The sequence below is a fragment of the Pseudomonas sp. SJZ080 genome, from assembly GCF_007828295.1.
Taxonomy (GTDB): domain Bacteria; phylum Pseudomonadota; class Gammaproteobacteria; order Pseudomonadales; family Pseudomonadaceae; genus Aquipseudomonas; species Aquipseudomonas migulae_A.
The window spans coordinates 100,831-113,756 of record NZ_VIUK01000019.1; the positions used below are offsets into that span (position 1 = coordinate 100,831).

The 12,926-nt window shown below is 61.3% G+C and carries 15 protein-coding genes and 1 pseudogene; 9 read left to right on the forward strand and 7 right to left on the reverse strand.

The genetic code is table 11. From position 1 onward, the window contains the following. Nucleotides 1-47: 47 nt before the first annotated feature. On the forward strand, nt 48-698 hold the full coding sequence (locus tag FBY04_RS22560; protein WP_145316994.1) for an NAD(P)H-dependent oxidoreductase: 651 nt from the start codon (nt 48-50) through the stop codon (nt 696-698). Here FBY04_RS22560 and FBY04_RS22565 read toward each other — a convergent pair. Then, the gene (locus tag FBY04_RS22565; RefSeq protein WP_145316996.1) at nt 655-1,773 is read right to left on the reverse strand and encodes a P1 family peptidase; all 1,119 of its coding nucleotides are present in this window, start codon (nt 1,771-1,773) and stop codon (nt 655-657) included. The genes FBY04_RS22560 and FBY04_RS22565 overlap by 44 nt on opposite strands. Nucleotides 1,774-1,953: 180 nt before the next feature. Further along, nucleotides 1,954-3,057 (reverse strand): polyamine ABC transporter substrate-binding protein, encoded by a 1,104-nt coding sequence (locus FBY04_RS22570; protein WP_145316998.1) that lies wholly within the window; start codon nt 3,055-3,057, stop codon nt 1,954-1,956. Between the two features lie 111 nt (nt 3,058-3,168). Here FBY04_RS22570 and FBY04_RS22575 point away from each other — a divergent pair, with 111 nt between their 5' ends. Continuing rightward, a complete protein-coding gene (locus FBY04_RS22575) occupies nt 3,169-3,942 on the forward strand; it encodes a helix-turn-helix transcriptional regulator (protein ID WP_145317000.1) in 774 nt (257 codons plus the stop codon). A 108-nt stretch (nt 3,943-4,050) separates the two neighbouring features. Here the strand turns inward: FBY04_RS22575 and FBY04_RS22580 are convergent, their stop codons facing one another. After that, on the reverse strand, nt 4,051-4,992 hold the full coding sequence (locus FBY04_RS22580) for a class I SAM-dependent methyltransferase (RefSeq protein WP_145317002.1): 942 nt from the start codon (nt 4,990-4,992) through the stop codon (nt 4,051-4,053). A gap of 218 nt (nt 4,993-5,210) precedes the next feature. Here FBY04_RS22580 and FBY04_RS22585 point away from each other — a divergent pair, with 218 nt between their 5' ends. From FBY04_RS22585 to FBY04_RS22605, 5 genes are all read left to right on the forward strand, one after another. Next, nucleotides 5,211-5,819 (forward strand): cytochrome b/b6 domain-containing protein, encoded by a 609-nt coding sequence (locus FBY04_RS22585; RefSeq protein WP_145317004.1) that lies wholly within the window; start codon nt 5,211-5,213, stop codon nt 5,817-5,819. Then, nucleotides 5,816-6,595 (forward strand): molybdopterin-dependent oxidoreductase, encoded by a 780-nt coding sequence (locus FBY04_RS22590; protein WP_145317007.1) that lies wholly within the window; start codon nt 5,816-5,818, stop codon nt 6,593-6,595. Before FBY04_RS22585 ends, FBY04_RS22590 begins: the two co-directional genes overlap by 4 nt. Nucleotides 6,596-6,647: 52 nt before the next feature. Further along, nucleotides 6,648-6,908 (forward strand): pentapeptide MXKDX repeat protein, encoded by a 261-nt coding sequence (locus FBY04_RS22595; protein WP_084323193.1) that lies wholly within the window; start codon nt 6,648-6,650, stop codon nt 6,906-6,908. Between the two features lie 257 nt (nt 6,909-7,165). Then, on the forward strand, nt 7,166-7,573 hold the full coding sequence (locus FBY04_RS22600) for a response regulator (RefSeq protein WP_145317009.1): 408 nt from the start codon (nt 7,166-7,168) through the stop codon (nt 7,571-7,573). A gap of 130 nt (nt 7,574-7,703) precedes the next feature. Beyond that, nucleotides 7,704-8,375: an HAD-IA family hydrolase gene (locus tag FBY04_RS22605; protein ID WP_145317011.1), complete on the forward strand. Its 672-nt coding sequence runs from the start codon at nt 7,704-7,706 to the stop codon at nt 8,373-8,375. On the opposite strand, the gene FBY04_RS22610 is transcribed toward FBY04_RS22605, so the two are convergent. Then, nucleotides 8,372-9,031 (reverse strand): isoprenylcysteine carboxylmethyltransferase family protein, encoded by a 660-nt coding sequence (locus tag FBY04_RS22610; RefSeq protein ID WP_145317013.1) that lies wholly within the window; start codon nt 9,029-9,031, stop codon nt 8,372-8,374. The genes FBY04_RS22605 and FBY04_RS22610 overlap by 4 nt on opposite strands. A 113-nt stretch (nt 9,032-9,144) precedes the next feature. Continuing rightward, nucleotides 9,145-10,089, reverse strand: a complete 945-nt coding sequence (locus FBY04_RS22615) for a GlxA family transcriptional regulator (protein WP_084323189.1) — start codon at nt 10,087-10,089, stop codon at nt 9,145-9,147. Nucleotides 10,090-10,212: 123 nt separating this feature from the next. Between FBY04_RS22615 and FBY04_RS22620 the strand changes: the two genes are divergently transcribed. Both FBY04_RS22620 and FBY04_RS22625 read left to right on the forward strand, forming a co-directional pair. Beyond that, on the forward strand, nt 10,213-11,004 hold the full coding sequence (locus FBY04_RS22620) for an SDR family oxidoreductase (RefSeq protein WP_145317015.1): 792 nt from the start codon (nt 10,213-10,215) through the stop codon (nt 11,002-11,004). 103 nt (nt 11,005-11,107) lie between these two features. Further along, complete coding sequence (locus tag FBY04_RS22625; protein ID WP_145317018.1) at nt 11,108-12,037, forward strand: pyridoxal-phosphate dependent enzyme; 930 nt, start codon at nt 11,108-11,110, stop codon at nt 12,035-12,037. A gap of 69 nt (nt 12,038-12,106) precedes the next feature. Here the strand turns inward: FBY04_RS22625 and FBY04_RS22630 are convergent, their stop codons facing one another. Then, entirely contained in the window at nt 12,107-12,424 is a 318-nt protein-coding gene (locus tag FBY04_RS22630; protein ID WP_084323186.1) for a DUF2388 domain-containing protein, read from the reverse strand. A gap of 66 nt (nt 12,425-12,490) precedes the next feature. Further along, nucleotides 12,491-12,739: pseudogene (locus tag FBY04_RS22635) on the reverse strand (RidA family protein); the annotation flags it as partial. Between the last annotated feature and the right edge of the window lie 187 nt (nt 12,740-12,926).

Below are 12,926 nucleotides of genomic sequence, written 5' to 3' on the forward strand. Positions count from 1 at the left end.
AAGAGTATATAAGGTCCGCCTTGTGCTCTCAATCAGGAGTTTGCACCATGCATTCGCTCATTGTTGTCGCTCACCACAATCCCCGTTCGCTCACCCACAGCCTGGCGGCGCGGATCGCTGAAGGTGTGATTGCACGCGATCCCGATAACACCGTGGAGTTGGTCGATCTTTCGGCGCAAGGATTCGAGCCGAGGTTCAGCGCCGCGGACCTGGCAGTGCATCACCGCGAAGCACCGCCGCCTGCCGATGTGGTCGCCGAGCAGGCGCGAATCGACCGCGCCGATCATCTGGTGCTGGTCTATCCGGTCTACTGGTGGTCGATGCCGGCACTGCTCAAAGGCTGGATTGATCGGGTGTTCGCCAACGGCTGGGCCTTCGATTTCACGGCGGATGCGAAGCTGGAGAAGAAGTTGGGCCATCTGCGTGTTCACCTGGTCGGGATCGGCGGTGCCGATGCGGGCACTTACGCCCGGCACGGCTATGCCGAGGCGATGAAAACGCAGATCGACCACGGGATTTTTGATTACTGCGGTGCGCAGGTGCTGACGTCCGAACTGTTGCTGGAGTCGGAAATCCAGGATCCGGCGGTGCATCTGGACGCCGCACGAGCCTTGGGTCTCAAGCTCGTGGCGGCGTCCGGACATCCCGAATCCGTTACGCCTGTTCGCCCGGCCAGCCGGCTCGACGCAAGGCTTTGAGCAGCGTTTCGGCGTCCAGTCCCGGCACCGCATGGCCATTGCCTTCGGCGGTGTCGCAGGCCAGCAGGGCGTTGATGATCGCTTCCTCCACGGCCTCGGTGGCGGCCAGGAATAACTCGCTGATGTGGTCGTTGTTGACCATGCTCAGGTGGTCTGTTGTCGGCGCCTTCTTGCTTTCATAAGCCGCGGGCGGGACATCGTTGCCGGTGGCGAACGCGATGAAGATGTCGCCGCTATGGTCTTCGTTACCGCCGCCGGTGCGCGCGAGGCCAAGGCTGGCGCGTTGGGCGAGGCGGGTGCATTGATGCGGCAACAGCGGCGCATCGGTGGCCAGGCAAACGACGATCGAACCCATGCCCGGATGGGGCAACGAGGCCTTGAGAAATGGCGAGTCAGCCTTTTCCATGTAGCGCCCGACCGGGTAACCGTCGACGCGCAATTCATTGCGGATGCCGTGGTTGGCCTGGACGATGGCGCCGACGGTCCAACCGCCCTGGGCGCTGCTCAGGCGTCGCGAAGCCGTGCCGATGCCGCCCTTGAATTCGTGACAGATCATGCCGCTGCCACCACCGACTGCGCCTTCGGTCACTGGCCCGCCGGTTGCCGTGCGCAGGGCTTGGGCCACATGCTCGGGCTTCACGTGAAAGCCATTGATGTCGTTGAGCAAGCCGTCGAAGGTTTCCAGCACCACCGGCATGTTCCAGTAAAGTCGGCCGTCGTCGGGTTGCTGTTCACGGTCCAGGACGATCAGCGCATCACGAACCACGCCCAGGCTGTGGGTGTTGGTGAAGGCGACCGGGCTGGTCAACAGACCCGCTTCGCGAATCCACTCAAGACCGGTCGCATCGCCGTTGCCGTTGAGCACATGCACGCCGGCGAAGTACGGATGCTGGCTGGTGGAACCGGCACGCGGCTCGATCACGGTGACGCCGGTCAGGATGTCGCGGCCATTCGCGCTGCGGCCCCGCACATTGCTGTGGCCGACCCGGACGCCGGGCACATCGGTGATGGCATTGAGCGGGCCAGGTTGCAGTTGGCCGAACTGGAGGTTCAGGTCACGGGCACGTGGTTTCATGGGTTCTCTCATCTTCGATTCGTGGCAGGAAAAGTAGGGCCGGGTTGAACACGGAGCCTTGTGGGAGCGGGCTTGCTCGCGAAGGCGGCGTCTCAGGCGACATCAATGCCGGACATGACGGCCTCTTCGCGAGCAAGCCCGCTCCCACATTGGTTTTGTATTCAGCCGAACCATTTGGGGTTACTGACCGTTTTTGACCTTGCTCCAGATCCGCGTCCGCACCCGCTCGGTGGCTGGCGGCAGCGGCTGAAGGGTGAACAACGTGGCCAGGGCCTGCGCGGACGGGTACACCGCCGGATTGTTGCGGGTCGCTTCGGCCACCAAGGGCGTGGCGCTGCGGTTGCCGTTGGGGTAGTTGAGGTGATCACTGACCGGGGCAATCACTTCCGGGCGCATCAAATAATCGATGAACGCCAGCCCTTGCTCCGGGTGCGGTGCATCCTTGAGCAACACGAGGGTGTCGAACCACACCGGCGCGCCTTCCTTCGGCAGGCTGTAGGCGATCTTCACGCCGTTGTTGGCCTGCTCGGCGTTGGTCTTGGCTTCAAGCATCGCGCCCGACCAACCCACCGCCACGCAAATGTTGCCGTTGGCCAGGTCACTGATGAATTTCGACGAGTTGAAGTAGGCGATGTGCGGACGCAGTTTCAGCAGCAGCGCTTCGGCCTTCTTGTAGTCCTCGGGGTTGGTGCTGTTGGGCGGCAGACCGAGGTAGTGCAGGGCGACCGGCAGCATCTCGGACGGCGAGTCGAGCATGGCCACGCCGCACTGGCCGAGCTTGGCCAGGTTGGCTTCGTTGAACACCAGCTCCCAGGAATCCACCGGCGCCTTGTCGCCCAGCGCGGCGCGAACCTTGTCGATGTTGTAGCCGATGCCGTTGGTGCCCCACAGGTACGGCACGGCGTACTGATTGCCCGGATCGTTGTTGGCCAGTTTCGCCAACAGATCAGCGTCCATGTTTTTGTAGTCAGGCATCTGCGCATGGGGCAGGGGCGCGAGGGCGCCAGCCTTGATCAGGGTCGGCAGGCTGAAGTTACTGGCCACCACCACGTCATAACCGCTGCGGCTGGTCAGCAGTTTTCCTTCCAGCACTTCGGCGCTGTCGAAGGTGTCGTAAACCGGCGAGATTCCGGTGTCGCGCTTGAAGTCGTGCAGGGTGTTGGGGCCGATGTAGTCATACCAGTTGTAGACGTGAACCGTCGGGCCCTCGGCAGCCACCGCCGACAGCGAAACGCACAAACAGGCGCTCAGTCCAAGATTGATCTGTTGACGGGGACGACTCATGATGCGGCACTCCTGGCCTGCTGCAGGCCGGTGATGAACAGGTGCTTGCAGCGTATCGGCGGGCCGGGGACACACCCATTCCCATCATGGGTTACTCGAAAGGGGTAGAGCGTGGACGCGTTGTTGAAGGAATTGCCGGTGCACCAGGGCCTGGCGAGGGTGTTTGGCGCGTTGGGGCAGGACGGTTTCTGGCGTGCGCTGGTCGATACGCTGCGGCTGCTGGTGCCGCTGGACAACGCCTTGGTCGCGGTGATGACGCCTGGACGAGTGCCGCGCCTGCTGATTGATTTCGACACCGGGGGCAGCGGCGACGAAGCAGAAGAACTGGCCGACTACAGCGCCGGCATGTACCTGCTCGATCCGTTTTATCAGGCGGCCTGCGCCGGTATCGCCGACGGTTTGCACAGCCTCGATTCGGTGGCCCCCGACCAGTTTCAGCAAAGCGAGTATTACCTGAGCTACTTCCGCTCGGTGGTGGGCGGTGATGAGTTGCAGTTCATGATCAACGCCGACGGTGCCGTGCTCGGTTTGTCACTTGGGCGCTCGACGCGCTTTACCCTGGAAGAGCAGGGCCGTCTGCTCTGCATGCGTGACTGGGTGTTGGCCGCGATGCGCCGTCACCTGCAATTGATGCCACCGGAAGGCCCGGCCACCGAGGCCGTGGCGGGGGATCTGGCGACCCTGCTGGATCGCTTTGATGCGCGTTTGACGGTGCGGGAAATCGAAACGGCGCGGCTGATTCTTCAGGGCTTCTCCAGCAAGGCGATTGCCCAGCAATTGGGGATCTCGCCGGAAACGGTGAAGGTACATCGGCGCAACGTCTATCACAAGCTCAATGTGAACGGGCATGGGGAGTTGTTTGCGTTGGTGTTGCGGCCGCGTTGAGTCACCGCCGATTCCCTGGAGCGAGCTTGCTCGCGATGGACTTCAGGAGGTCGCGGGGTATCAGGCTCCCAGCGTTATCGTTGTCGACCATCGCGAGCAAGCTCGTTCCTACAGGGACTGCCGGAACACCAACGCCTTCAACCCGCATTCAACATCCGCATCCGGAAACTCCGGCGGATTCTCCAGCCGTTGCTCGAACCGCAGGCTGGGTGCTTCACGCATGACGCCCTCGATCAGGAAATCCGCACCGAACGCCGGGTCGTTCATGCACGCCAGCACTGTGCCCTGCGGGCTGAGCAACTCCGGCAACCGACGCAGCACGCGCTGGTAGTCCTTGGTCAGCAAAAAGCTGCCTTTCTGAAACGACGGCGGGTCGATGATCACCAGGTCATACGGGCCCTTGCCGATCACTTTGCCCCAGGACTTGAAGAGGTCATGGCCGAGGAAACTCACCTTGCTCAAGTCGTGCCCGTTGAGCCGGTGATTGTCGCGACCACGGCTCAGGGCCGGGCTGGACATGTCCAGATTGACCACGTGCTCCGCGCCGCCCTCGATGGCCGCCACCGAAAAACCGCAGGTGTAGGCGAACAGGTTCAACACGCGCTTGCCCTGGGCATTGGCGCGCACCCAATCGCGACCGTAGCGCATGTCGAGAAACAGCCCGGTGTTCTGCTTGCGGCCCAGGTCCACGCGATAGCGCAGGCCACCCTCGGTAATGGTCATGTCCTCGATCACTTCCCCGACCAGCCATTCGGTGGTGCTTTGCAGCAGATAACGATGCTGCAGCGCCAGGGTATGCGCCCCGGATTGCGTCCACTCGGGGGATCGGGTGATTTCCATCAGCCGCTGTTTCAACGCCTCCAGCTGCGCCGCTTCCGGCTCCTTGAACAGCGACACCAGCACCACGCCTTGCAGCCAGTCGACAGTCAGTTGCTCCAGACCCGGCCAGCAACGACCGCGACCGTGGAACAGTCGGCGGGTTTCTGCGGGGGCCGTTGCCAGGGCGGTCAGCAGATGGTCGTGGAGGGTGGTCAGCGCTTCTGAATTCATCGGGTCGGGTCGGCGATTTGAGGGGGCGGCATTTTAACCACATTTACACAAACACTGTGGGGGCAAGCCTGTGGTGAGGGGATTCCTCCCCCCTCCGCAAGCTCCCACAGGTATGCGGGGCAGTTATCACGGTTAATTTAACTTTACGTGAGGATTTGGCGATCTTTCGGCTCCCATACTCGGCTCCAACGAATAACAACAACCGCCGGGAGCCGATCATGTCGCCGTTACCTGCTTCATCCCATCCTCGCTGGCTCCGGCTCACCCATTGGCTGAACGCACTGGCGGTGCTGGTCATGGTCACCAGCGGTTGGCGCATCTACAACGCGTCCCCGCTTTACGACTTCAGTTTTCCCAAAGGCATCACGCTGGGCGGCTGGCTCGGCGGCGCGCTGCAATGGCATTTCGCGGCGATGTGGCTCCTCGCCATCAACGGCCTCGTCTACCTGATCATCAACCTTGCCAGCGGCCGGCTGTCACGACGTTTTTTCCCGGTGTCGCCGAAAGGTGTCTTGCATGACCTGTGGGCCGCATTGCGCGGGCGGCTGGGACATGCCGACCTGAGTCACTACAACCAGGTGCAACGGGTGGCGTACCTGTTCGTGATGGTCGACATCACGCTGCTGGTGATCTCCGGGCTGGTGTTGTGGAAGTCCGTCCAGTTTCCGCTGTTGCGTGAATTGCTCGGCGGCTACGAAGCGGCGCGGCATGTGCATTTCATCGCGATGGCGTTGTTGGTGGCCTTTGTGGCGGTGCATCTGGTGATGGTCGCGCTCGTTCCCAAAACGCTGTTGGCCATGATCGTCGGTCGCAAGGAGCCCGTATGAAAAAGCGCATCGAGGGGCTGGACGAGTCGTCCATCCTGAAAGACGCCCGGAAAATCATTGCGCCGCAGATCGAGGACCGCTCACGTCGCTCGTTCCTGATGCGTGGGTTGACCCTCGGCGGCGTGGCCATGTTGTCGGGCTGCAACCTCACCGACAACGAAAGCGTCGAGACCGCGCTGTCGTCCATGTCGCGGTTCAACGATAGGGTGCAGGGCTGGCTGTTCAACCCCAATGCACTGGCGCCGACCTATCCGGCGTCGATGATCACCCGGCCGTTTCCATTCAATGCCTTTTACGGCATCGACGAGGCACCCACCGTAGAGGAAGAAAGCTATCGGCTGGAGGTCACTGGCCTGGTCGCCGACAAACGCAGCTGGCGTCTTGAAGAGCTGCGCGCCATGGCCCAGGACGAGCAGATCACCCGGCATATCTGCGTCGAAGGCTGGAGCGCGATCGGGCGTTGGGGCGGCGTGCGGTTCAGCGATTTCCTGAAACGGATCGGGGCCGACACCGATGCCAAATATGTCGGTTTCAAATGCGCCGACGACTACTACACCAGCATCAACATGGCCACCGCGCTGCACTCGCAGACCCTGCTGGCGCTGACCTATGACGGCGCGGTGCTGCCGCGTGAATACGGCTTCCCGATGAAGCTGCGCATGCCCACCAAGCTCGGCTACAAGAACCCCAAACATATCCAGGCGATTTTCGTCAGCAACACCTACAGCGGCGGCTACTGGGAAGACCAGGGCTACAACTGGTTCGGTGGCAGCTGACGGCGCCCGACAATTTCACTCACCCGCAAACTGTGCTTCAAGGAGTTTCATCATGAAAAAGTTAACCACCGTCGTCCTGTCCATGTGCCTCGCCATGGGCGCTGCCAGTGTGTTTGCCGCCGAAGCAACCAATGGCATGAGCAATGACAGCATGAGCAAGGATTCGATGTCCAAGGACGCCATGAAAAAAGACACGATGAAAAAGGACGCCATGAGCAAGGACACAATGAAGAAAGATGCCATGTCCAAGGATTCGATGAAGAAGGACGCCATGTCCAAAGACGCCATGAAAAAGGACAACATGTCGCAGTAATCCAATCAACGCGATCCCCTGCAGGAGCAAGCTCTGCTCCTGCAGGGGTGTGCAGCGTTTGCACCCATGAAAAATCCGGCAATACGCATGCAGCGGTGCTGATGGTGGAGGAAAGGCCGCCGATCTGATTCTGCAGGACGCCTGTTTTTTCACTTGCCTGTATCAAAAATGAATTTCCGCCGAGTCCGCTGCTCATACCTGTAGGCAGCGGAGTTGAGCCCGCGAAAATCATTAGGCAATCAGGGAGCGGTAAAGTCATGTGTCCAGTATCGATGGCGGACGAGCACCTTCCTTGCGGGTTGATTCTTGTGGTGGAGGATGACCCGCTGATTCTGGAGTTTCTCTGCGAAATTCTTCAGGAGGAAGGTTTTGTCGTTGAACCGCAGACCAGCGCGGATGCTGCTGCAAGTTACCTGGAGCAGCACGCCGACAACGTGATGATGCTGCTGACGGACATCACCATGCCCGGCAAACTCAATGGCGCGGACCTGGCCAATCTGTTCGGCGACCGCTGGCCGGACAAGCCGATCATGATCATGTCCGGCTTCGAAACGCCGCAGAGTTCCGGGGTGAAGCACAAGGTGTCCTTCATCAAGAAACCCTGGGCGCTGGGGCAATTGCTCGATTGCGTGGCAGGTGCATTGAAGTCGCATCGCACCCTGTAGGCGCTGCCGCAGGCTGCGATCTTTTGGCATTAAAAAGCGAAGTTCAAAGAACGCAGCCTGCGGCAGCGCCGACGAGGGTCGTGTACATTGCTGACACACCCGCCCGGCTCTTGCAAAAGGACGCTCATCCTTGTCAGCTCAACCATCGGTTTTCAACAAGCCTTATCGCGCTTTTCTGTTCGATATGGACGGCACCGTCCTCAATTCCATCGCCGCCGCCGAACGCATCTGGACCACCTGGGCCTTGCGTCACGGGGTGGATGTCGAATCCTTCCTGCCGACCATTCATGGCGCTCGGGCCATCGACACGGTTAACCGCCAGGCCTTGCCAGGTGTCGATGCCGTGGCTGAAGCGGCATGGATTACCCAAGCGGAAATCGATGACGTCGAAGGGATTGTCGAGGTGGCCAGTGCGGCGGATTTCCTGATGTCGCTGCCGGCCAATCAGTGGGCTATCGTCACGTCTGCACCCAGGGCACTGGCGCTGCGGAGGATGGCGGCGGCGGGGATTCCTGAACCTGCGGTGATGGTGACGGCGGAAGATGTCAGCGCCGGCAAACCCGACCCTGCGGGTTATCGATTGGCGGCTCAGCGATTGGGCGTCGACGTAACCGATTGCCTGATCTTCGAAGACGCCACGGTGGGTATTCTCGCAGCAGAAGCGGCGGGGGCTGACCTTGTGATCATCACCTCGACCCATGAACATCCGCTGGAAACACCGCATGCGACGATGGTCAGTTATGAATCGGCCGCCTGCCGAGTAGATGACGATGGCCTGATCCGACTGTTTGTGTGTGACTAATAAACCCCGGGTATCAACCGCCAGCTACGGCTGCAATACGCCTCATATTCACTGCCAAACTGCGCCCGCAGCAGCGCTTCTTCCGAGTGAATGCGGGCGATCAGCGGGATCACTGTCAGCGCCGCCAGCAACAGGCCAACGCCGGAACGAAACGCCAGCGCCCAACCCAGCGCAATGACCAACATCCCCAGATAACTGGGGTTGCGCAACGTTCGATAAATCCCATCGGTCACCAGTCGGTGCCCCGGTTGAATCGCCACCAACCCGCTGAAACGCTTGCCCAGCACAAACACCGGCCACATGCGCAATGCACCGCCAACAATGAACAGCAACGCCCCGAGCCAGCGCACGCCTTCGCCACCGAAGGTCCAGAAATCGATCCGGTCGGTGCAGGCCGGTAAAAAACCGCTCACTATCCCGATCACCCCGAAAACTGGCAGCACCCAGCGATTGGCCCGGTCTTCCCGTTCGCCGGAGCTGAGATTGACCTCGGTGAACAGCGACGCGACCGCCATCGCCAGGGTCGCCAAGGCAACGACCACCAACGCCCCGTGGGAGAAAAACGCCGCAAACCCGCCCAACCCCCACACAGCGAGGCCAAGGTAGGCGAGGGTGCTGGCGATGGCGAAAAACGCCAGTCTGGCCGAGATTTTCATGGTCACCCCGCACTTCGAACGAATACTTCTTACATTGTAGGAGCTGGCTTGCCGGCGATGGCGTTCTCCAAATCACCACCTGCTTCATGGCCCGATCGCCAGCAAGCCGGCTCCTACAGGAGTTCGGCTCGGGCGTTGCGTCGAATTACCTGTGGCGGCTGCCCGAACGCCCGAAGAAACGCTTCACGCATACGCCGGCGATCACTGAAACCGGCTTCGGTGGCAATCTGATCGAGGTTCAATCGCCCACGCTCCAGCATCTGTCGAGCCGCTTCCAGGCGCAGGTTTTCGATGGCCTTGGCCGGCGATTGTCCCGTTTCTGCCCGGAATGCCCGGCTGAACTGGCGCGGGCTGAGGCGCGCCACGTCCGCCAGTTGCTCCACGGATAACGCCTCGGCGAGGTGTTCCCGGGCGTAGCCGAGCACGGTCTGGATGCGGTCGGATTTCGGCTCCAGTTCCAGCAGCGCCGAATGCTGGGACTGGCCGCCCGCACGCCGGTGGTACATCACCAGTTTCTGCGCCACGGAACGGGCGAGTTCGGGGCCGTGATCCTTTTCGACCATGGCCAGGGCCAGGTCGATGCCGGCGGTCATTCCGGCGGACGTCCAGATCGAGCCGTCAATCACGTAAATGCGGTCCTCTTCGACCTTGATCGACGGAAACCGCGCTTGCAGTTCCCGTGCGTACGCCCAATGCGTCGTCGCCCGTCGTCCGTCGAGCAAACCAGCCTGGGCCAGGACGAACGCCCCGGAGCAAATAGACGCCGTGCGCCGCGCGGTTTTAACGCTGGTGCGCAGGTAGTCCAGCACGCCCTCGGGCGCCTGTTCGAGAATGGCATCGCCGCCGACCACGATCACCGTATCGAACACCCGCTCATCGAACGCCTCGGTGCCGACACTCAAACCACCGGAAGCACGCAAGGTGCGACCGTCCTCGGACAGTACGCTGACATCGTAAAGCGCTTCGCCGGCGCTGAAGTTGGCGTACTCGAATACCGGCATGGCCGCCAGCGCCATGGACTGAAACCCCTCAAACACCACAAACGCCACGGAAGTCATCGATAGGCCCTCAAAAGGACATGTCCTAAAAGCGTACTTTAAACGTCATTTGAGACGCGGGTCAGTCAATTTATAACTGTCACACCCGGCGAACACCTCGCCTCACTGTGAAGGACACTGAACATGGCTCTCTCATCCAAAGGCACCGCCCTGATCACGGGCGCTTCTTCCGGCATCGGCGCGGTCTACGCCGATAGACTCGCCCGTCAGGGTTACGATCTGATTCTGGTCGCTCGAAGCCAGGCCAAATTGAACGCCTTGGCCAATCACCTGAGCAACGAAACCGGTCGCGCCGTGGAAGTCGTCGCTGCCGATCTGAAAGACAAGGCCGATCTGCGCCGGGTCGAAGGGGTTCTGCGCACCGACGCCAGCATCACCTTGCTGGTCAACAACGCCGGGGTCGGCGCCGTCATGCCGCTGCTGGGCAGCCCGGTGGATGACATGGAAGACATGATCACCCTCAACGTCACCGCACTCACGCGTTTGGCCTACGCGGTGACGCCCGGGTTCGTCGCCCGTGGCAACGGTACCGTGATCAACATTTCCTCGATCGTGGCGATTGCGCCGGAGATTCTTAATGGCGTGTACGGCGGGACCAAGGCATTCGTTCTGGGCCTGAGCCAGTCGATGCACCATGAACTGGCCGACAAAGGCATTCGCATTCAGGCCGTACTGCCTGGCGCCACCGCCACCGATTTCTGGAGCGAGGCCGGCAACCCGGTGGAAAACCTGCCGCAGGAAATCGTCATGACCGCCGAGGACATGGTCGATGCGGCGCTGGCAGGGCTGGCGAATGGAGAAGTGGTGACTATTCCGGGCCTGCACGACGGCGCGCAATGGGACCGTTACGACGCCCAGCGCAAAACCCTGTCGGGCCTGTTCGGCAACTCCGTGGCGGCACCGCGTTATCGCTGAAACGGCAAAGCTCGGGCCAGGGTGATCTAAGCTTGAATAAGGACCGCTCGACACCGACTCGTTGAACCACTCGACAAGTCGGTGCGCGCCCGAGGACCCCGACATGCTTCACATCAGAACACCCTTGATCCTGCACCCGGGCTTGTCGACCGCCACTCGGCGAATCTGGCTCAAGCTGGAAAACCTGCAACCCAGCGGTTCGTTCAAACTGCGTGGCATGGGGCTCTTGTGCAGCCAGGCAAAGGCCCAGGGCAAGCGCAAGGTGGTCTGTCCTTCTGGCGGCAACGCCGGTTTCGCCACCGCTGTCGCGGCGGCCAGCCTGGGGTTGCAAGCCTGCATCGTGGTGCCGCACACCACCCCGGAAAGCACGCGCGCGAGGATTCGCAAAACCGGTGCCGAAGTGATCGTTCACGGCAAGGTCTGGGACGACGCCAATCAGCGGGCGAAAGAGCTTTCACAAGGGGCGGACACCGAATACGTGCCGGCCTTCGATCATCCGGTGTTGTGGGAAGGGCATAGCACGATGATCGATGAGATTCTCGAGGACTGTCCTCAGGTCGATACGCTGGTGACGTCGGTGGGGGGCGGTGGTTTGCTGGCGGGCCTTCTCACGGGATTGATTCGGCATGGCCGTATGGATTGCCGCATCGTCGCGTGCGAAACCGCGGGTGCGGCGTCTTTTTCGGCGGCGATCAAGGCCGGGCATCCCGTCAGGCTTTCGCGCATCGACACCGTGGCGACCTCGCTCGGCGCGGCTCAAGTGGCCGCCTGGCCGGTGCAGCACATCCTCGATTTTGATCACCAATGCGTGGTGCTCGGCGATGACGAAGCGATCATGGGCGTGGTGCGTTACGCCAACGATTTACGTCAGCTGGTGGAACCGGCATGCGGTGTTTCGTTGGCCATCGGCTATCTGGACCACCCGGCAATTGCCGATGCCCATGACGTGGTAATCGTGGTGTGCGGTGGCGTCAGCATCAGCGCACAACTGGTTGCCGGATGGGCGCGTTCATCCGCTGCAAGCGCAAAGTAGACGCAAAGCGAAGCAGGGCTGCAGACACCTGGTCAGGTGTCACAAGCCCCACCGCGACTGTTTAAGCCTTCATTGCCCGGCAGCGGCGCCGTCCTGGATCAGAATGGCTCTGGCCAGGTCTTCGTCGCTGGCGTTCAGTCCGGGATTGTCCTGGCGGATCTGCTTCATGACCGACTCCAGATACACACCACGAATCGCACCGCCACTGGCCACGAAGCTGGAGGCATCATCCCGGGCGGGAATCATGAGTTTGTCGTCCTTGAAGGTCGAGTACAGCGAAGCCGAAACCCCGGCCGAAGTGGCCACATCGCCCGCATCCACTTTCGCGAAAGCCGAGCCGAAGGGTAAGCACAGTACAAGGGAAGAGATGATGATCAGACGGCGCATGACGGTGTCCTCTGAAAGCGTGAAGCGTAAAGGAAGTACCACATAATCTAGGATTCTCTGCGACCGTCAGGAGTTCCTTGCGGCACAAACTATCACTTCAACCAGCAGCCGCGGATCCGCCAGTCGGGCCTCGCCACACGCGCGGGCTGGTGCGTGACCGGCTGGAATCCAGGCATCCCACACTGTGTTCATCGCCTCGAAATCCGCCATGTCGGCCAGCCAGAGGGTGGTTTGCAGCAGGTGTTCCCGGGTAGAACCGGCTTCGGCCAGCAAGGCATCCACTCGCGCCAGCGCGTCGCGGGTCTGCTCGGCGACCGAGTGGCGAGGGTCGCGATGGCGTCGGTGAAATTGCCTTCGCCGGCAAGCCGTGCTCCTGCAGGGTGCCTCGTACCCATTCTTGATATTCCGGAACAATTGAATTGCCGGGACAGTGCTGTTTCCCCTCGGTATCCATCCGGCGCACGGTGGTAACGTTAGGCATTCGAACCGTCGGGAGCATTGT

Excerpts from the sequence above, each read along its gene's own strand:
- FBY04_RS22600 (WP_145317009.1), top strand. The coding sequence starts at position 7,166 with ATGTGTCCAGTATCGATGGCGGACGAGCACCTTCCTTGCGGGTTGATT.
- FBY04_RS22620 (WP_145317015.1), top strand. The coding sequence starts at position 10,213 with ATGGCTCTCTCATCCAAAGGCACCGCCCTGATCACGGGCGCTTCTTCC.
- FBY04_RS22590 (WP_145317007.1), top strand. The coding sequence starts at position 5,816 with ATGAAAAAGCGCATCGAGGGGCTGGACGAGTCGTCCATCCTGAAAGAC.
- FBY04_RS22630 (WP_084323186.1), bottom strand. The coding sequence starts at position 12,424 with ATGCGCCGTCTGATCATCATCTCTTCCCTTGTACTGTGCTTACCCTTC.
- FBY04_RS22615 (WP_084323189.1), bottom strand. The coding sequence starts at position 10,089 with ATGACTTCCGTGGCGTTTGTGGTGTTTGAGGGGTTTCAGTCCATGGCG.
- FBY04_RS22610 (WP_145317013.1), bottom strand. The coding sequence starts at position 9,031 with ATGAAAATCTCGGCCAGACTGGCGTTTTTCGCCATCGCCAGCACCCTC.
- FBY04_RS22570 (WP_145316998.1), bottom strand. The coding sequence starts at position 3,057 with ATGAGTCGTCCCCGTCAACAGATCAATCTTGGACTGAGCGCCTGTTTG.
- FBY04_RS22580 (WP_145317002.1), bottom strand. The coding sequence starts at position 4,992 with ATGAATTCAGAAGCGCTGACCACCCTCCACGACCATCTGCTGACCGCC.
- FBY04_RS22565 (WP_145316996.1), bottom strand. The coding sequence starts at position 1,773 with ATGAAACCACGTGCCCGTGACCTGAACCTCCAGTTCGGCCAACTGCAA.
- FBY04_RS22595 (WP_084323193.1), top strand. The coding sequence starts at position 6,648 with ATGAAAAAGTTAACCACCGTCGTCCTGTCCATGTGCCTCGCCATGGGC.
- FBY04_RS22585 (WP_145317004.1), top strand. The coding sequence starts at position 5,211 with ATGTCGCCGTTACCTGCTTCATCCCATCCTCGCTGGCTCCGGCTCACC.
- FBY04_RS22560 (WP_145316994.1), top strand. The coding sequence starts at position 48 with ATGCATTCGCTCATTGTTGTCGCTCACCACAATCCCCGTTCGCTCACC.
- FBY04_RS22625 (WP_145317018.1), top strand. The coding sequence starts at position 11,108 with ATGCTTCACATCAGAACACCCTTGATCCTGCACCCGGGCTTGTCGACC.